The sequence below is a fragment of the Brevundimonas sp. LPMIX5 genome (assembly GCF_003576505.1).
Taxonomy (GTDB): domain Bacteria; phylum Pseudomonadota; class Alphaproteobacteria; order Caulobacterales; family Caulobacteraceae; genus Brevundimonas; species Brevundimonas naejangsanensis.
The window spans coordinates 23,863-41,318 of sequence record NZ_QWTZ01000002.1 but is presented as its reverse complement, the minus strand read 5'-3'; the positions used below and the strand labels follow the sequence as shown (position 1 = coordinate 41,318).

Annotated in this window: 19 protein-coding genes; 5 read left to right on the top strand and 14 right to left on the bottom strand. The window is 67.7% G+C overall.

What is annotated here, in order from left to right; genetic code table 11:
- Positions 1-99: 99 nt before the first annotated feature.
- The 3 genes from D1604_RS01225 to D1604_RS01215 all read right to left on the bottom strand — a co-directional run bounded on the left by D1604_RS01225 (position 100) and on the right by D1604_RS01215 (position 2,747).
- Positions 100-1,140: a rod shape-determining protein gene (locus D1604_RS01225; RefSeq protein WP_003168146.1), complete on the bottom strand. Its 1,041-nt coding sequence runs from the start codon at positions 1,138-1,140 to the stop codon at positions 100-102.
- Positions 1,141-1,393: 253 nt separating this feature from the next.
- Positions 1,394-2,011: a glutathione S-transferase family protein gene (locus tag D1604_RS01220; protein WP_119411869.1), complete on the bottom strand. Its 618-nt coding sequence runs from the start codon at positions 2,009-2,011 to the stop codon at positions 1,394-1,396.
- Positions 2,012-2,024: 13 nt separating this feature from the next.
- Positions 2,025-2,747 (bottom strand): TVP38/TMEM64 family protein, encoded by a 723-nt coding sequence (locus D1604_RS01215; protein ID WP_024352949.1) that lies wholly within the window; start codon positions 2,745-2,747, stop codon positions 2,025-2,027.
- Between the two features lie 122 nt (positions 2,748-2,869).
- Between D1604_RS01215 and D1604_RS01210 the strand changes: the two genes are divergently transcribed.
- A complete protein-coding gene (locus tag D1604_RS01210) occupies positions 2,870-4,075 on the top strand; it encodes a pyridoxal phosphate-dependent aminotransferase (protein WP_119411868.1) in 1,206 nt (401 codons plus the stop codon).
- A gap of 4 nt (positions 4,076-4,079) precedes the next feature.
- On the opposite strand, the gene D1604_RS01205 is transcribed toward D1604_RS01210, so the two are convergent.
- Both D1604_RS01205 and D1604_RS01200 read right to left on the bottom strand, forming a co-directional pair.
- Entirely contained in the window at positions 4,080-4,493 is a 414-nt protein-coding gene (locus D1604_RS01205) for a hypothetical protein (protein ID WP_024352951.1), read from the bottom strand.
- Entirely contained in the window at positions 4,493-5,566 is a 1,074-nt protein-coding gene (locus D1604_RS01200) for a polyprenyl synthetase family protein (protein ID WP_119412398.1), read from the bottom strand. The genes D1604_RS01205 and D1604_RS01200 overlap by 1 nt, the downstream gene beginning before the upstream one ends.
- A gap of 43 nt (positions 5,567-5,609) precedes the next feature.
- Between D1604_RS01200 and D1604_RS01195 the strand changes: the two genes are divergently transcribed.
- Positions 5,610-6,380: a tRNA1(Val) (adenine(37)-N6)-methyltransferase gene (locus D1604_RS01195; RefSeq protein WP_024352953.1), complete on the top strand. Its 771-nt coding sequence runs from the start codon at positions 5,610-5,612 to the stop codon at positions 6,378-6,380.
- A gap of 11 nt (positions 6,381-6,391) precedes the next feature.
- On the opposite strand, the gene D1604_RS01190 is transcribed toward D1604_RS01195, so the two are convergent.
- The 8 genes from D1604_RS01190 to D1604_RS01155 all read right to left on the bottom strand — a co-directional run bounded on the left by D1604_RS01190 (position 6,392) and on the right by D1604_RS01155 (position 13,726).
- The gene (locus tag D1604_RS01190; RefSeq protein ID WP_119411867.1) at positions 6,392-6,820 is read right to left on the bottom strand and encodes a molecular chaperone DnaJ; all 429 of its coding nucleotides are present in this window, start codon (positions 6,818-6,820) and stop codon (positions 6,392-6,394) included.
- Positions 6,821-6,845: 25 nt separating this feature from the next.
- Positions 6,846-7,679 carry a division plane positioning ATPase MipZ gene (locus tag D1604_RS01185; protein ID WP_119411866.1) on the bottom strand — a complete coding sequence of 278 codons (834 nt, stop codon included), beginning with the start codon at positions 7,677-7,679 and terminating at the stop codon, positions 6,846-6,848.
- Positions 7,680-7,799: 120 nt separating this feature from the next.
- Positions 7,800-8,435, bottom strand: a complete 636-nt coding sequence (locus tag D1604_RS01180; protein ID WP_119411865.1) for an SPOR domain-containing protein — start codon at positions 8,433-8,435, stop codon at positions 7,800-7,802.
- A 48-nt stretch (positions 8,436-8,483) separates the two neighbouring features.
- Complete coding sequence (locus D1604_RS01175; protein ID WP_119411864.1) at positions 8,484-9,245, bottom strand: chorismate mutase; 762 nt, start codon at positions 9,243-9,245, stop codon at positions 8,484-8,486.
- Between the two features lie 310 nt (positions 9,246-9,555).
- Positions 9,556-10,122, bottom strand: coding sequence for a prephenate dehydratase domain-containing protein (locus D1604_RS01170; protein ID WP_119411863.1), 567 nt, complete (start codon positions 10,120-10,122; stop codon positions 9,556-9,558).
- Positions 10,119-11,489, bottom strand: a complete 1,371-nt coding sequence (locus D1604_RS01165; protein WP_024352959.1) for a class II 3-deoxy-7-phosphoheptulonate synthase — start codon at positions 11,487-11,489, stop codon at positions 10,119-10,121. The genes D1604_RS01170 and D1604_RS01165 overlap by 4 nt, the downstream gene beginning before the upstream one ends.
- Positions 11,490-11,540: 51 nt before the next feature.
- Entirely contained in the window at positions 11,541-12,593 is a 1,053-nt protein-coding gene (locus D1604_RS01160; RefSeq protein WP_119411862.1) for an enoyl-CoA hydratase/isomerase family protein, read from the bottom strand.
- Positions 12,590-13,726, bottom strand: a complete 1,137-nt coding sequence (locus D1604_RS01155; protein ID WP_119411861.1) for an isobutyryl-CoA dehydrogenase — start codon at positions 13,724-13,726, stop codon at positions 12,590-12,592. Before D1604_RS01155 ends, D1604_RS01160 begins: the two co-directional genes overlap by 4 nt.
- 311 nt (positions 13,727-14,037) lie before the next feature.
- On the opposite strand from D1604_RS01155, the gene hemB reads away from it, so the two are divergent.
- A complete protein-coding gene (gene hemB / locus D1604_RS01150; RefSeq protein WP_119411860.1) occupies positions 14,038-15,039 on the top strand; it encodes a porphobilinogen synthase in 1,002 nt (333 codons plus the stop codon).
- A 14-nt stretch (positions 15,040-15,053) separates the two neighbouring features.
- Here hemB and D1604_RS01145 read toward each other — a convergent pair whose 3' ends face one another.
- Positions 15,054-15,560, bottom strand: a complete 507-nt coding sequence (locus tag D1604_RS01145) for a flavin reductase family protein (RefSeq protein WP_024352963.1) — start codon at positions 15,558-15,560, stop codon at positions 15,054-15,056.
- Positions 15,561-15,687: 127 nt separating this feature from the next.
- Here D1604_RS01145 and D1604_RS01140 point away from each other — a divergent pair, with 127 nt between their 5' ends.
- Both D1604_RS01140 and D1604_RS01135 read left to right on the top strand, forming a co-directional pair.
- Positions 15,688-16,590 (top strand): flagellar motor protein MotB, encoded by a 903-nt coding sequence (locus D1604_RS01140; protein WP_119411859.1) that lies wholly within the window; start codon positions 15,688-15,690, stop codon positions 16,588-16,590.
- 133 nt (positions 16,591-16,723) lie between these two features.
- On the top strand, positions 16,724-17,455 hold the full coding sequence (locus D1604_RS01135; protein ID WP_119411858.1) for an arginyltransferase: 732 nt from the start codon (positions 16,724-16,726) through the stop codon (positions 17,453-17,455).
- Position 17,456: the final 1 nt, after the last annotated feature.

The window sequence follows — 17,456 nt, the reverse complement described above, 5'->3', positions numbered from 1 at the left end:
GCTCAGGGATCAGCGGGCCGAGGCCCGCCTTCGCGTGTGAAACAACCGTCGGGGGCGGCCTATAGCAGTCTGCGGCGCCCCCGGCGGCCAGTCAGTCTGTTAGAGCGACGCCTCAAGCACGCCCTTCATCCACGACGGGTGCTCCAGCACCTTGCCGCAGCCGATGGCGACGCACGACAGCGGATCGTCCGCCACCTGAACCGGCAGGCCCGTGTGGTCGCGGATTTCGGTGTCCAGGCCGCGCAGCAGAGCGCCGCCGCCCGTCAGCATGATGCCCTTGTCGGCGATGTCGGCGGCCAGTTCCGGCGGCGTGGCTTCCAGCGCGACCTTCACGGCTTCGACGATCTGGGCCACCGGCTCGGCCAGGGCTTCCGCCGCCTGGCGCTCGCTCATCTTCACTTCACGCGGCACGCCCTGCATCAGGTCGCGGCCCTTGACCTCGATCGACAGGCCTTCGCCGTCGGCCGGGACGCGGGCGGTGCCGATGTCCTTCTTGATGCGCTCGGCGGTCGTTTCGCCGATCAGCAAGTTATGGTTGCGGCGCATATAGGCGATGATGGCGTCGTCCATCATGTCGCCGCCGACGCGGACCGAGCGCGAATAGACCACGCCCGACAGCGACAGTACGGCCACCTCAGTCGTGCCGCCGCCGATGTCGACGACCATCGAGCCGGTCGGCTCATGGATCGGCAGACCGGCGCCGATCGCGGCGGCCATCGGCTCGGGCAGCAGGCCGACGCGGCGCGCCGAGGCGTTCAGGCAGCTGTCGTGAATGGCGCGGCGCTCAACCGCCGTGGCGCCCGAGGGGACGCAGACGATCATCTTCGGATTCACGAAACCCTTGCGGTTGTGAACCTTGCGGATGAAGTGCTTGATCATCTCTTCGGCGACTTCGAAGTCGGCGATGACGCCGTCGCGCATCGGGCGGATGGCTTCCATGTGGCCGGGCGTCCGGCCCAGCATCTGCTTGGCCTCAAGGCCGACAGCGTGGACGATCTTGCGGCCGCCGACGTTGCGCAGGGCGACGACCGACGGCTCGTTCAGGACGATCCCCTTGCCGCGCATATAGATCAGGGTGTTGGCCGTCCCCAGATCCATCGCGATGTCATTGGAAATCATGCCGAAGAGGGGTGAAAGCATGGGCGTCGGTTACCGCTTTAGTTCGGGCCTGCAAGGGCGTGAATTTCATTCGTCCGCTGTGGCGACGCCCTACCCCCGCTTCGCGTAACCGCAAAGCCGTCCTGACCGTCTTCGCCGAGCCGACTACAGGCCCGTTTGCCCTCATGCCGCGGGGATTGCAAGCGCCTATGGCTTCTCGATCACAGGCTTGTCACGGCAAGGCTTGAAAGCCTTGCCAGTCAAGCTTTCCAGCCCCGCTTGGGCCGCACGCGGATCAGACCGCCGGAATGCCTTCGGCCTCAAGCACGCGCTGTACGGCCGGGCGCGCCTGCACCCGGTCAAGATGGTCGTTCAGCCTGGCGAACCGGGTCTTGTCCAGCAGCCCCGCCTGACGCGCCCAGCGCGTGAAGACCATCAGATAGCCGTCCGCCATCGAATAATCTTCGCCCATGACCCAGGGGCCGGTCAGCACATGGTTCTCGGCCAGATCGTACTTCTCCAGCGCAATCTTCACGGCCTCCTCCTTCGCCTCGCCTTCCAGCGCCGGTCGTGAGAACAGCGTCTTGCCGATGGCCGGATGCAGCGACGAGGCCAGCCAGCCGTTGACGGCCTGCATCCGCGCGAACTCGAACGGGTCTTTCAGATCGGCCAGTCCGGCCTGCGGATGCGTCTGCGCCACATAGGCCAGGATGGCCGCGTTCTGGGTGATCACGCCCTCGGAGGTCTGAAGCGCCGGGGTCACGCCCGCCGGATTGATCGCCAGATATTCCGGCGTCCGCTGCTGACCGGCGCGCAGGTCGATCTTCTCGATCTCATAATCCGCGCCCGCCTCTTCCAGACCGATGTGCGAGGCGATGGCGCAGGCGCCGGGGGAGTAATAGAGCTTCAGCATGGTCGTTCTCCGATCAATCGACTGACAGGCCGCGCGCAGCCTCACGGCGCTTCACCCACTCGCGCACCGCCAGCATCAATACAAGCCAGACGGCGGCGACCGCCGCAAGGATCACCGAGGTCCAGACGCCGTCGCCGCTGACCGCCGCCATGAAGGATCCGCCGAAGAAGGCGACCAGCGCCGTCTTGGGCAGGACGCCCAGCGCGCACCCCGCCAGATAGGCCGGGAATGAGGCGCGCACGGCGCCGAAGGCCATGTTCACGACGATGAAGGGCGCCGAGGGGACATTGCGGATGATGAAGCTGGCCGAAAAGGCGTTGCGGCCGACGAACCTGCGGATGCGCTCAACCGTCCCGCCGCCGTATCGCTCCAGCGTCCGTGCGGTCGGTCCGCGCCCCAGCCAATAGGTCACGGCCGCCGAGGCGATGGTGGCGATCCAGCTATAGAGAAACCCGAACCACGGCCCGAACGCCACGACGCAGGCGGCGATCAACAGGAACTGCGGCACGCCGATGAAGGCCGACAGGGTGAAAACAACAACCGCCGCCACCAGTCCCCACGGCCCGGCGCGATACCCCGCCAGCCAGTGCTCCAGTCGATCCTCAGCCCCCAGCGCCAGTTGTGTCTTGCCCAGAGCGAACAGGGCGATGATTCCCGCCAACAGCAGCAGGGTCACAGCCAGGGTGCGCCACCGCCTGGCCTCCATATTCAGCAGAAAATCGACGACCCGCCGCATAGATTTCGCCCAAATCGCCTTTTGATCGTCCGCGACGCGCACAAACGTTGTGCGGCCCTGCGGGGTTGCGTATCAAGCCTTCGCCTCCCCGGCTCTCTTCACATCCTCCAGACAGGATAGCCATGTCCAGCCTTCAGTCCGCCTCCCTCGCCCGCGTCAAGCCTTCGGCCACCCTGGCCGTGACCGCCCAGGCGCGCGAGCTGAAACGTCAGGGTCGCGACGTGATCGGCCTGGGCGCCGGCGAGCCGGACTTCGACACGCCCGACAACGTCAAGGCGGCGGCCATCGAAGCCATCAAGCGCGGCGAGACGAAATACACCGACGCCGACGGCATGCCCGAGCTGAAGGCGGCGATCGTCGCCAAGTTCGCCCGCGAAAACGACCTGGCCTACGAGACCAACCAGATCCACGTCGCCTCGGGCGGCAAGCCGGTGATCTACAATGCCTTCGTCGCCACCCTGAATCCGGGCGACGAGGTGATCGTGCCCGCGCCCTACTGGGTGTCCTACCCGGACATGGTGCTGCTGGCCGGCGGCGAGCCCGTCACCGTGGTCGGCGAGGAAGCCGACGGCTTCAAGCTGCGCCCCGAAGTGCTGGACGCGGCCATCACGCCCAGGACCAAGTGGCTGATCCTCAACTCCCCGTCGAACCCGACCGGCGCCGCCTATACCCGGGCCGAGCTGGAAGCCCTGGCCGAGGTGCTGCGCAAGCATCCGCAGGTCTGGATCCTGACCGACGACATGTATGAGCACCTCGTCTATGGCGACTTCGACTATGTCACCATCGCCCAGGTCGCGCCGGACCTGTATGACCGCACCCTGACCTGCAACGGCGTGTCCAAGGCCTATGCCATGACCGGCTGGCGCATCGGCTATGCGGGCGGCCCCAAGCCCCTGATCGACCTGATGCGCAAGGTAGCCAGCCAGACGACCTCCAACCCCTCCTCCATCAGCCAGTGGGCCGCTGTCGAGGCCCTGAACGGCCCGCAGGACTTCCTGGCTGAGCGCGCCGCCGCCTTCGAGAAGCGTCGCGACCTGGTCGTCTCCATGCTGAATCAGGCCGACGGCATTCGTTGTCCGAAGCCGGAAGGCGCCTTCTACGTCTATCCGTCGATCGAGCAGTTGATCGGCAAGACGACGCCTTCGGGCGTGGTCATCGACAATGACGAGACCTTCACCGCCGAGCTGCTGAACGCCGAGGGCGTGGCCGTGGTCCAGGGCGCGGCCTTCGGCCTCAGCCCCTATTTCCGCATCAGCTACGCCACGTCGGAAGCGGTGCTGGAAGAAGGCTGCACCCGCATCCAGCGCTTCTGCGCCAGCCTGAAATAAGCTCTCAGTGAACCGGCGCCGGCGGAATGTTCAACGTCGGCGCCGTTTTCAGGATGAACTCGCTGCACCAGACGATGGCGCGACGCGAGTTGTCGACCACCCCGCCGGGAATGCGTGACAGGCGACAGGCGGCGTCCGGCTCGCCCTCAACCTCGGGCCCTGCGTAAAGCACGATCGGGCCGTCGGGCAGGCTGCCCTCGCGATACAGCATGATCAGCGGCGGCACGGAACGCACGGCCAGCGCCGCGTCATCCCGCGTCATGTCCTCGCCCAGAAGAGCGCGCGCCTGACCGCCCGGATCGCCCGACTCCAGACGAAACAGCTGCGCGCTCAGGGCGTCGCCCGGCTCTGGCCTCAATGTAAAACTTGGCGGCTGTTGCGCGCCCAGTTGCCCGGCGACAAGAAGCGCCGCCAGCATCAGGTCGCCCGGCTGACAGCGAAGTCGGCCAGGGACTCCAGCGCCGAGCGCCACGGCCCAGCGGGCAGCGCCTGCAAGGCGGCCTTGGCGCGGTCGGCGTATTCAGTCGCCGTATCCAGGGTGGCTTCGACGGCGCCGCTGCTGACGATCAACTGGCGCGCCCGCTCGAAATCCTCGGGCTTGCGGTCGCCCTTGGTGATGACGCGGTCCCAGAACAGGTCCTCGGTTCCCTTGGTCCGCTGAACAGCCAGCAACAGCGGCAGGGTCGCCTTGCCCTCGTTGAAGTCGTCGCCCGCGTTCTTGCCCAGCGTCTCGGTCGCGCCGCCGTAATCCAGGGCGTCGTCCGCCAGTTGGAAGGCGATGCCCAGACCCATGCCGTAGTCACGCAGGGCCGCGACCTGTTCATCCGTGGCGCCCGCTCCGACCGCGCCTGACTCGGCGGCGGCGGCGAACAGCTCGGCCGTCTTGGCGCGGATGATCTGCAGATAGGTGTCCAGATCGAGATTCAGGTCGTGGGCGCGCGTCAGTTGCAGCACCTCGCCCTCGGCGATCACGGCCGAGGCCCGCGCCAGAATGCCGAGCGCACGCAGCGAATCCGTCTCGACCATCAGCTCGAACGCGCGCGCGAACAGGAAGTCGCCCACCAGCACCGAAGAGGCCGCGCCCCAGATCAGGTGCGCCGCGACCTTGCCCCGGCGCATTTCCGAGCCGTCGACGATGTCGTCATGCAGCAGGGTGGCGGTGTGGATGAATTCGACCGAGGCGGCCAGTTTCTTGGGGCCTTCGATGTCGCCGGTCTGGCCCGCCGCGCGCGCCGCAGCGACCGTCAGCAGGGGACGCAGACGCTTGCCGCCCGCCGAGACCAGATGCTCGGCCAGCAGGGGGATCACCGGCACATCGGACTGCATCCGCGCGATGATCAGGGCGTCGACCGCCGCCATGTCGTCCTTGGCCAGACGAACCAGGGCGTCTACATCGCCCTTGGGCCGGGAGGCGACGGCGAGAGCTGCGTCCACGAAAATCTCTTTCAGCACAGGGGCGAAGGGGGAGATTCGCCCGAAATTCACACGCATCCGCTTGCCCGGACGCGACGCGGCGCACAATGGTGGCGGCGTCATGATGGGTCAAGCCGAGTCATCCCTTACAACCGCCGCCGATGTTGCGGAATCCGCTCTGCTGGGCGGACGCATACGCCTGCGCCAGCCTGCGCGCGGCTATCGCGCCGGTCTGGACGCGGCTCTGCTGGCCGCCGCCGTCGGCGCCCGACCGGGCGAACGGGTGATCGAGGCCGGCTGCGGCGCCGGGGCGGTGCTGATGCAGATCGCGGCGCGACGGCCCGAGGCCCTGCTGACCGGACTGGAGCGCGACGCCGCCGCCGCCGCCCTGGCCCGACAGAACGCCGAGCTAAATCAGGCCGCCTCGCGCACGACCATATTGGACGGCGACGTGGCCCACGCCTTCCGCGCCCTGGACCTGCCGCCGTTCGACTGGGCGATCAGCAATCCGCCCTTTTTCGACGATCCCGGCGCCCTGCGCGCCCCCGCCGAGGGCAAGCGCGGCGCCTGGATGGCCGACGACGGCCTGTCCGCCTGGACCGGCTTTTTGCTGAAGGCGGTGCGCGAGGGCGGACGCATCGTCATCATTCACCGCGCCGACCGGCTGGCCGACATCCTGGCGCTGCTGGCGCCCAAGGCCGGTTCGTTCGCCATTCGCCCGATCCAGCCTTACGTCGATCAGCCCGCCAAACGGGTGCTGGTTCAGGCCATCAAGACGGGCAAGGCGCCGCTGCGCCTTCTGCCGCCGTTGATCGTACACGACCGCGCGGGGGCCAAGCACACCCTACAGGCCGAGGCCATTCTGCGCGGCGAGGCCGAACTCGGCTTCTGACCGCCGGGCCCCTACCCCTTCAGCAGGCGATCACGCGCGGCATTAACGCGGGCGGCCAGGCCTTCGGTCCCGCCCTGATCGGGATGGGCGCGCGCCATCAGGCGTCGCCAGGCGGCCTGCACCGTCTGCGCGTCGGCCCCGGCCGTGACGCCCAGGATCGCCCGCGCCTCGGCTTCGCTCATCCGCTCTGAGGGCTGAGCCTTCGACGCGACGGGCCTGACGCGCGACTGCACCGCCAGCCAGACCCCGGCCAGCGCCATCCCGCCGCCGATCAGCCACGCCCCGCGCGCCGCCGCCAGCACCGCCCCGGCCAACAGGGCCGCGCTCAATATGGTCGCCGAGATGCGCCAGTGGCCGCGCCGGGCGCGCTCGGTCTGACGGCCCAGCCGCACCAGAGCCCATAGGGCCACGGCGGCCAGACCCAGCCAGATCAATCCCATGAAGCTCTATCGGCCCATGAACCGATCAGGCCGCCGCGTCCATCGCCGAGATGGCGTCGTCCAGACCCAGAGCCTGCATCAGATTGCGCATCTCCTGACGCGCGGCCACGTGGGCCAGCGACACCGACACCGGGCGGATCTCGTTCGACAGGTCCGCCACCGTCAGGCCGAAGGGGAAGAGTTCGCGATAGATGACCCGGTCGCGCAGGCCCGGCCCGACGCGGAACCCGACCCGTTTGGCCAGCTTGGCCATGCGCGAGGCCAGACGGCGACGGTTGCGGGCCTCGGCCACGGCCAGACGGTTGGTGACCACGATCCAGTCGATCGTCACCTGGCGGCCCTCGGTGATGGCGCGGTGCTTGCGCGCCTCCCAGACGCTTTCCGAATAGATCGAGGGGCGGATCAGATCCAGCGTCACCGGGTCCACCTCGCCCAGCAGGTCGAAGTCTACGAAGCTGTCGTTCATCGGCGTGACGATCTGATCAGCCCGCCCATGCGCGGCGCGCGACAGCGGCGTATCCCCGCCCGGCGTATCGATCAGGATGACATCCGCCGACGACTTGGCGTAGCTGAACGCCGCCTCGAAACGCGACAACTGCTCGGCCTCATCCGCCTTATGCAGCACCTTGCCGTCGCCCATGTCGGGAACGATGGGCAGCGGCAGCACCTGGCCGTTGGCCTTGGTCCAGGCGGCGCGGTTGGCGAAGAAACGCTCCAGCGAGCGCTGGCGCAGGTCCAGGTCGATGATGGCGACCTTGCGACCGGCATGAAGAAGGCCGGTGGCGATGTGAATGGCCAGGGTGGACTTGCCCGCCCCGCCCTTTTCATTGCCGATGACGATGACCTGAGGCTGCGCCATGTGAAATCCCACTGTGATCAGCAGGCGCGACTCATCTCTGTCCGCAGCCCGCCCATGCCGCGCAGGATCGGGCCGCGAGAGCCAATCGTCAACGAAACCTTAAGCTGAGCCTGTGGACGATCAGGCCGCAGCGCCGCCGGAGCGCGCACACCAGGGGTCCGACGCCGCCAGATCGCGGCACAGAATCTGCGCCTGTTCAGCCGTAGCGGCGACCTTCAGCCGGACCAGACGGCGCCCGCCGACCTCGACCGCCTCATAGGCAGGCTGAAGCCCCGACAAGGCCGCCCCGCCCGTGCTGCGGCTCAGGCGCGACCACGCCGCCCGGGCGCCCTCCTCGCTGGAAAAGGCGCCGAGCTGCACATGGCGCGCTGTCGGCGTCGATGGTCGTTCCGTCGGGACGGCGGGCGCAGGGGCCTCGAAATCAGGATAGGCGCTTGCGGCAGGCGCAGCCGCAGAGGTCCGACGAACCTTGCCCAGACCTTCCTTGGCGACCAGACCTTCGCGCGCGTCCCACAGCTCGTGCGGGGTCATCAGCTCGACCTTCAGCGGCGCTGCACGCTGACGCGGAGTGGCGGACGACGCCGGCGACGCCGCCTGACCCTCCGCTTCAGCCGATACCGGGATGGAGGCGACAGACTGCGCCAGAGCCTCGAAACGGTGCGGATCGCGCTCGTTCACGCCGCAACTCGCCAGCGCCAGGGCGGCCGCCGAAAGGGCGACGGCAAGCGGCAGTCGATGCAGGACGGGCTGGACCATGACGCCACCCTCGCCCGCCCTGCTTTGAGACGGAGTTAACGCGCCGCGTCAGCCGATGGCACCGACGCCGCCCTCGACCTCGCCCGGCGCCACGTCGGCGTCCGTCAGAGCCAGGGTCCAGCCGTGGTGCGTGTTCAGGCCCCAGCGACGCGCGCCCGAGCCGTCGCCCGCATCGCCGCCCGCCGTGACCACCACGCGGCGGCCCTTGGGCAGGGCCGGCGGATCAATCTTGCCCACAGCCAACGACGTCGGCGTCTCGCCGCCGTAACCGTCGAACACGCTCAGCATCGACCATTCGCGACGCAGGCCGATCCACCAGGGATCATCGCCGCTGATGGACAGGACAGCCACGCCCTTGCCCTCGGCCGCATGGGCCAGGGCGGCCTGCGGATCGAGGACCAGCTTGATGTCGGCGGCGGCGCCGAAACGAAGGCGGGCGCCGTCCACGGCCTTGGACGGGTCGATCGGGGCCCAGACCTGGACCTGCAGACGACCCTGGCGCGCCAGACCCCAGCCGACGATCTCGCGCCACAGGTGTTCGACGGCTTCGCGGTTTTCGGGTTCGCACTGCTTCAGGATGCGGGCCTGAACGGCCTGCTCGCGATCGGGGCGCAGCTTGGTGTGGGGGCCGGTCGGCGCGTCCTTGGCCTTGCCCACCTGGGCGGCGACGGACAGGCGGCGCTCGAACAGCTCGAGGATCTGATCGTCCAGGCTGTCGATTTCGGCGCGCAGGGCGGCCAGCGCCTTCTGTTCGGCGCTCAGTTCAACGGATTCGGCGGGCCAGACTTGCTGGATGGCGGATTGCGACATGGGAGATGGCTTTCAGCATGGGATTTCGATGGGGAGGTCGCGTCCCGCCGACAGAAGGTCAGGCGTGAACGCGCGTACTGGCCGCTTGGGGAGAAGCGGTCGCCAGCGAGACAGTCAGGGTTTGTTAGAAGCCCGACGCCTCAGCCGGCGTATCGAAAGCCGTAATAGCCGTAGCCAAAATAAAAGCCGGCCACCGCGCGCGAGGTGGTTTCAAGGGTCATTTGTGCGCGCAGCGAGGACATGAATCCGGTCCGGTTTCTGGATCAGGGTTGATCCGACCGGGCCTTACAACAGCAAATTTTATGCGCGGTCAAGCCTCAGGAGCCGTAAAGAGAACAAACCGTGTGCGGTTGTCGCTGAAATCCTGCAGATCGTTGCGCAGAACCGACAGGCCATAGACCTCAGCCGCGCGAGCGGGCGCGACGGCGGCGCGCGAGACGTCGCCCGCCTCGGCCACCGCAGCGGCCGCGCCCCCGGTGTCGAACACCTCGACGGCCGCGATCGCCATCTCTTTCAGCGCCTTGGAGCACTGTTGCAGGGCCACAGGGTGGCTCTCGGCCGTCTTCACGTCCGACAGCCGCGCCTCGGGCACGCCCAGCAGGGCCAGCCGGATCGGCCGCCAGGCGTCGCTGACCGCCACCAGTCCCGCCTCTCGAACAAGCGTAGCGGCGGGCTCGACCACGCCCACGGTCGAGTTTTCGACAGGGATCAGGGCGCAGTGGCAATCGCCGCCCAGGACGGCGTCGATCGCGCCCTGGAAGGTCTCAAAGCCGACCGCCTCGTCCCACGGGCGCAGGTCCAGGCAGGCTTCGTGGCTGAAGGCGCCCGGCGCGCCCTGATAGGCGACGCGGCCGGGCGTTTCGTCGTCTGACGTCATGCGGCCTCGGACCGGGCCTGCCGCCCGGCCTTGAGGCGCTCGGCGACCAGGAAGGCCAGCTCCAGCGCCTGATCCGCGTTCAGGCGCGGGTCGCAATGGGTGTGATAACGGCTCGACAGGTCGTCCTCAGTCACCGCCTGGGCGCCGCCGATGCATTCGGTGACGTTCTGGCCGGTCATTTCCAGGTGGACGCCGCCGGGGTGGACACCCTCGGCCTCGGCCACGTCGATGAAGGTGCGGACCTCGCCCATGACGCGATCGAACGGACGGGTCTTGTAGCCGTTGCCGGCCTTCAGCGTATTGCCGTGCATCGGGTCGATCGACCAGATGACGCGCTTGCCCGCCGCCTTCACCGCCCGCATCAGGCCCGGCAGGCGGTCGCCCGCCTTGTCGTGGCCGAAGCGGCCGATCAGCGTCAGACGGCCCGGAGTGTTGTTCGGGTTCAGGGCGTCGATCAGCGGCAGCAGGTCGTCCGCCGTCATGGTCGGCCCGCACTTGACCCCGATGGGGTTGGAGATGCCGCGCATGAACTCGATGTGGGCGCCGTCCAGTTGGCGGGTGCGCTCGCCGATCCACAGCATGTGGGCCGAGGTGTCGAACCATTCGCCGGTCGAACCGTCCAGGCGCGTCAGGGCGCTCTCGACGTTCAGCAGCAGGGCTTCGTGGCTGGTGAAGACCTCGACGCGCGACAGGTCGGGATGCGTCTCGGGCGTGACGCCGACCGCCTCCATGAAGGCCAGGGCCTCGGTGATCTTGTCGGCCAGCTCGCGGTAGGCCGCGCCCGCGCCGTCGTCGGCGAAGCCCAGCGTCCAGCGGTGGATGTTGTACAGGTCCGCATACCCCCCGCCCGCAAAGGCGCGCAGCAGGTTCAGCGTCGAGGCCGACTGGTTATAGGCGCGGATCAGGCGCTGCGGATCGGGCGTGCGCTCTTCCGGCGTGAAACCCATGCCGTTGATGATGTCGCCGCGATAGGACGGCAGCTCGACCCCGCCGATCTCCTCGACCGGCGACGAGCGCGGCTTGGCGAACTGACCGGCGATGCGGCCCACCTTCACCACCGGCTTGCGACCAGCGAAGGTCAGGACCACCGCCATCTGCAGGATCAGGCGGAAGGTGTCGCGGATGTTGTCGGTCGAGAACTCCTTGAAGCTCTCGGCGCAGTCGCCGCCTTGCAGCAGGAAGGCGTCGCCCGCCTCGACCTGGGCCAGGTGGCTGGTGAGCTTGCGCGCCTCGCCCGCAAAGACAAGGGGCGGCATCGCGCGCAGCTCGTCTTCGACGCGCGCCAGTTCGGCGGCGTCCGGATAGTCCGTCGGCATATGCAGAACGGGCTTGTTTCTCCAGGATTCGGGGGTCCAGCGCTTACTCATGCCGCCAAGATAGGCTTTTCAGCGATCTGGAACAACAAACCTTGCAGAAAATTACCCGATCAGCGGTTTCCATGCCTCACCCTCGGGCAAGGGTGCGAACAAGGCCTCGATCTGGGCGTCCGAAACCGAAGAAAGCTCGGCGGGCGACCACTTCGGCGCATTGTCCTTATCGATGATGACGGCGCGGACGCCCTCCTGGAAGTCGTGGGTCTGCACCACCCGCCCGCCCAGGGCGTATTCCATCGCCATGTTGTCGGCGAAGTCGGTCAGGGTCGCCCCCGTGCGGATCTGGCGCAGCGAGACCTTCAGCGACTGCGGCGACTTGGTCTTCAGGATGTCCAGTTGCTTCAGCGCCCAGTCCGAACCGTCGGCCTGAAGGGCGGCGACGATCTCCTCGACCGTGTCGAAGGCGAACAGGCGGTCAATGGCCTCGCGGTGCGGCGCCAGCGGCGAAGGCCCAGCGTCCCCGGCGACGCGGTCGGCGACCGCCTTGGGATCGGCAGGCGCGGCCAGCAGATCGGCCTTCAGGCCCTCGATAGCCTCGCTCGGCACGTAATGGGTGTGAATGCCCAAGGCTACCGTATCCGCCGCCTTCAGCCGCGCGCCGGTCAGGGCCAGCCAGACTCCCGTCTGGCCCGGCAGGCGCGGCAGGAACCAGCCGCCGCCCACGTCGGGGAACAGGCCGATGCCGGTTTCAGGCATGGCGTAGGTGGTGCGCTCGGTGGCGATGCGGATGTCGGCGGGTTCGCTGATGCCCACGCCGCCGCCCATGACGATGCCGTCCACCACCGCCGTGATCGGCTTGGGATAGACGAACATCAGATGGTTGAGTTGATACTCGGCCTTGAAGAAGGCCTTGGCTTCTGACGCGTCCCCCGCCCCGCTCTCGGCGATCATGCGGATGTCGCCCCCGGCGCAGAAGCCGCGCTCGCCCGCGTGGTCGATCAGCACCGACTGAACCGCGTCGTCCGCGCGCCAGGCCGACAACGCCTCGATCATCGCCTCGCACATCGCCCGGTTCAGGGCGTGGATCGCCTTGGGCCGGTTCAGGGTGATGCGGCCGACACCGTTCTCGATGCGGGTGATGATTTCGAGTTCGCTCATTTCGCCAGCTCCCGCGCGATGATCACGCGCATGATCTCGTTCGTGCCTTCCAGAATGCGGTGAACGCGCAGGTCGCGCACGATCCGCTCCAGCGGATAGTCCTTCAGATAGCCGTAGCCGCCGTGCAGCTGCAGCGCCTGATCGGCGATCTGGAAGCAGGCGTCGGTCGTCAGGCGCTTGGCCATGGCGCACCACTTGGTCTTTTCGGCGTGGCCGGTATCGATGGCCCAGGCGCCGCGAAGCACCATCAGACGGGCGGCCTCAAGATCCGTGGCCATGTCCGCCAGCTCGAACTGGGTGTTCTGGAATTGGCCGATCGCCTGACCGAACTGCTTGCGGCCGGCGACGTATTCTTGCGCCGTCTCCAGCGCCAGACGCGCCCCGCCCAGCGAACAGGCGGCGATGTTCAGACGCCCGCCGTCCAGACCGGCCATGGCGTATTTGAAGCCCGCGCCTTCCTCGCCCACCAGATTGGCGACCGGCACCCGGCAGTCGTCGAAGCTGACCACGGCGGTCGGCTGGGCGTTCCAGCCCATCTTCTTCTCATTGGCGCCGAAAGACAGGCCCGGCGTGCCCGCCTCGACCACGAGGGTCGAGATGCCCTTAGGCCCCTCGCCGCCCGTGCGGACCATGACGACATAGACGTCCGACGTCCCGGCGCCGGAAATGAACGCCTTGGCGCCGTTCAGCACATAGTGGTCGCCGTCGCGCACCGCCGTCGTCCGCAGCGCCGCAGCGTCAGAGCCCGAGCCCGGCTCGGTCAGGCAGTAGCTGGCGATCTTCTCCATCCCGACCAGCGACGGCACGAAGCGCGCCCGCAGCTCGTCCGAGCCGAAGCTGTCGATCATCCACGTCGCCATGTTGTGGATCGAGATGAAGGCCGCCGTCGCCACGTCGCCGCGCGACAGCTCTTCAAAGATCACCGCCGCCTCGACCCGGCCCAGACCCATGCCGCCGTGTTCCTCGCCCGTATAGATGCCGGCGAAACCCATCTCGGCGGCAGCCTTCAGCACGTCGACCGGGAAATGCTTGTCCTCGTCCCAGCGAGCCGAGTGCGGGGCCAGTTCGGCCTCGGCGAAGGCGCGGGCCGCGTCCTGAATGGCGCGTTGATCGTCGGTGAGGGCGAAGTCCATGAAAGCTCCCGCATTACAGCCTGCCCTCTGACGGGGCGTTCGGGGCGCTTCTAACGACTGGCGGCGCGCGCGTCACCTTGCTGTCGGCGCCTGCTCAAGATTTCCGCTCATCCCGGCGGACGCCGGGATCCAATACTTTGGCTTCAAACCTACCCATTCAAGTTCATGCTATGGCGCCCCCAATGTCAGCGATGCGCGCGTGACGCTCACTGGGTCCCGGCGTCCGCCGGGATGAGCGGAGAGAAAGGGTGTTCGCCCGCTTGGACAGTTCGTCTTTTGCCTCTCCCCCCGCTTTGTTTTAAGCCCCGCCCATGACCATCCCCTTCCAGCCCGCCGCCTTCCCCTACGCCCGCCCGCGTCGCCTGCGTTCACAGCCCTGGGTGCGCCGTCTGGTCGCCGAAACGACGCTGACGCCCGCCGATCTGATCTGGCCGCTGATCGTCCATGACGGCCCGGAAGACCGCCAGCCGGTCGCCTCCATGCCGGGCGTCTTCCGCCTGTCGCCCAGGGAGGCCGCCAAGGCCGCCGTCGAAGCGCGGGATCTGGGCATTCCGATGGTCGCCCTCTTCCCCAATGTGAACGACGGCCTGAAGGACAATGTCGCCACCGCCGCCACCGACCCGGACGGCCTGATCCCCGACTGCATCCGCGCCATCAAGGACGCCGCGCCCGAGATCGGCGTCATGACCGACGTAGCGCTGGACTGCTACACCGACCACGGCCACGACGGCGTTCTGGAGAACGGCCGCATCGTCAATGACCCGACGCTGGAGCGACTGGCGGAACAGGCCTTCATCCACGCCCACGCAGGCGCCGACGCCGTGGCTCCCTCCGACATGATGGACGGCCGTGTTCAGGCCATCCGCGAGGCGCTGGAGGCCAACGGCCTGAGCGACACCCTGATCATCAGCTATGCGGCCAAATACGCCTCGGCTTTCTATGGCCCGTATCGCGACGCAGTCGGTTCGTCCAAGTCGCTGATCGGCGACAAGAAGACCTATCAGATGGACTTCGCCAACGCCGAGGAGGCCCTGCGCGAAGTAGCGATGGACCTTTCGGAGGGCGCCGACGCCCTGATCGTCAAGCCGGGCCTGCCCTATCTGGATATCGTCCGGCTGGTGTCGCAGACGTTCAAGGTTCCGACCTTCGCCTATCAGGTGTCCGGCGAGTACGCGATGATGCAGGCCGCCTTCGCCAACGGCTGGCTGGACCCGGACCGCGCCATCCTGGAAAGCCTGCACGCTTTCAAGCGCGCGGGGGCGTCCGGCGTCATCAGCTATTTCGCGCCTCAAGCCGCGCGGATGATGGGCTAAGCCTTTATCCAGAATCAGGCGGTCGGATCGACCGCCTTGCCGTACTTGCCTCGGAAATAGGTCAGAGCGTCGCCCGGCCGCGTATCGAACGCCTCGACCCGGCCGACAATGACCAGGTGATCGCCCATGACGATGCGGTCGTGGGTCTGACAGGTCAGGCGCGTCACCGCGTTCAGAAGGCGCGGCGGCTCGGGATCATCAACCGCGAACTCATCGTCCGACAGACGGCACACGCCCCAGGCGAAACGGTCGGACATGGCCTTGTCCTCGACCGGCAGCATATGAACGGCGAAGCGCTCGGCCCCGGCGAAGGCGTCATGTCGGTCGGACTTGATGTCCATGCACCACAGCACTAGCGGCGGGTCCAGCGAGACGGAGGTGAAGCTGTTCACCGTGATCCCCATCGGCCCGTCGACCGTATGGGCCGTGACCACACATACCCCCGTCGCAAACCCGCCCAGCGCCCGACGATAGGCGCGAGGATCGAATTCGGCGGCGGGAAAAACGGACGCGTCGGACATGGCCCTCAGCTAGGCCGTGCGGCCCGCATCGGCAAGGGCGCAAGCGCGCTGCATCGCGCTGCAACCGCTTCTTAAGCCCCGCATGGGATGTAAGGCGAACGAACACGGTTAAGACGGACCCCGCCCCATGGCGCTGAACGATCGCCCGATCCTGATCAAGAAGGTGAAAAAGGTTTCCGGCGGCGGACACCACGGCGGCGCGTGGAAGGTGGCCTATGCCGACTTCGTCACTGCCATGATGGCCTTCTTCCTGCTGATGTGGCTGATCAACACGACCGACCCGGAACAGAAACGCGGCATCGCCGAATACTTCGCCCCGGCCAGCGTATCAGCCTCCACCTCGGGCTCAGGCGGCATTCTTGGCGGCACGTCGCTGGGCGATTCCGAAGGAGCCAAGGGCGCCGGCTCCAACGCCGTCATCGAACAACTGGCCCCGGCCGCGCCCGACGCCCCCCAGGACGCAGGCCAGAACTCCAACCTGGCCTCGGCCAGCGAAGCCGCCCTGCGCGCCGAGATCGCCCGGCGCGAGGCCGCCGACTTCGCCAGCGCCGCCGAATCCCTGCGCCAGGCCATGCAGTCCATGCCGGAACTGGCCGAACTGTCGAAACAGCTGATCATCGATCAGACGCCGGAAGGCCTGCGCATCCAGCTGGTCGATCAGGAAGGCCGCTCGATGTTCGAGAACGGCTCGGCCCGCCCCAACCCGCGCGCCCAACTGTTGCTGCGTGCCGTGGCCAAGGTCATCAACCAGCTGCCCAACCGCATCTCCATCACCGGCCATACCAGCGCCGTCGCCGGCTCCAGCCGCGCCAGCAGCCCCGGCGACTGGCCCCTGTCCTCGGCCCGCGCCGACGCCTCGCGCCTGACGCTGCAGGGCGCAGGCGTAAACACCGACCGGGTCTATTCGGTCGCGGGCAAGGCGGGGTCCGATCCGCTGTATCCGGACGATCCGTCGCTGGCGGGCAACCGCCGCATCGCCATCGTCCTGCTGCGCGAGGCGCCGGTCCTGCCCACGGACACCAGCCTGTGAGAAAGCGCGGCGATACGCCCGCCGCGCGAAGAAGGCTTGCGAAAACGGCTGGTTGCGCGCCAAATCAGGACATGAGCCGCGCGTACCCATCCAGCCCCTGTGCGGGCGCTGACACCGTCACGGAGCGACAGCCGTGACCCAGCACTTCTTCTCGCGCCAGATCCGCTTCTTCATGACGGCCAGCGCCCCCTGCCCTTACCTGCCGGGCAAGTTCGAGCGGAAGGTCTTCGCCAACCTGCCGTTCAGCGACGGCGCCGACGTCAACGACGCCCTGACCCAGGCCGGGTTCCGCCGCAGCCAGAACATCGCCTATCGCCCGGCGTGCGAGGCCTGCGCGGCCTGCGTGTCGGTGCGGATTCCCGTGGCTGAGTTTGAGATGTCCCGTTCACGCCGCCGCATCCTGGCCCGCAACGCCGACCTGTCCCGCGACCTGGTCGAGGCCGAGGCGACGATGGAGCAGTTCGACCTGCTGCAACGCTATCTGAACGCCCGCCACCCCGGCGGCGGAATGAGCGACATGAGCTGGTCCGACTATGTCTCCATGGTCGAGGACACCGCTGTTCGCACCCATCTGATCGAATACCGCCTACCCAGCGAAGACGACGGGCCCGGCCGTCTGGTCGGCGTCTGCCTGACCGACCTGCTGCATGACGGGCTGTCCATGGTCTACAGCTTCTTCGACCCGGATATGGAGCGCCGCAGTCTGGGCCGCTTTGCTATCCTGGACCACCTGCAACAGGCCGAGACGGTGGAACTGCCCTATGTCTACCTCGGCTACTGGGTCCAGGGTTCGCCCAAGATGGACTACAAGGCCGAGTTCCGCCCGCTGGAGGCTCTGCGCCCCTGGGGCTGGGAGCGGCTGTAAG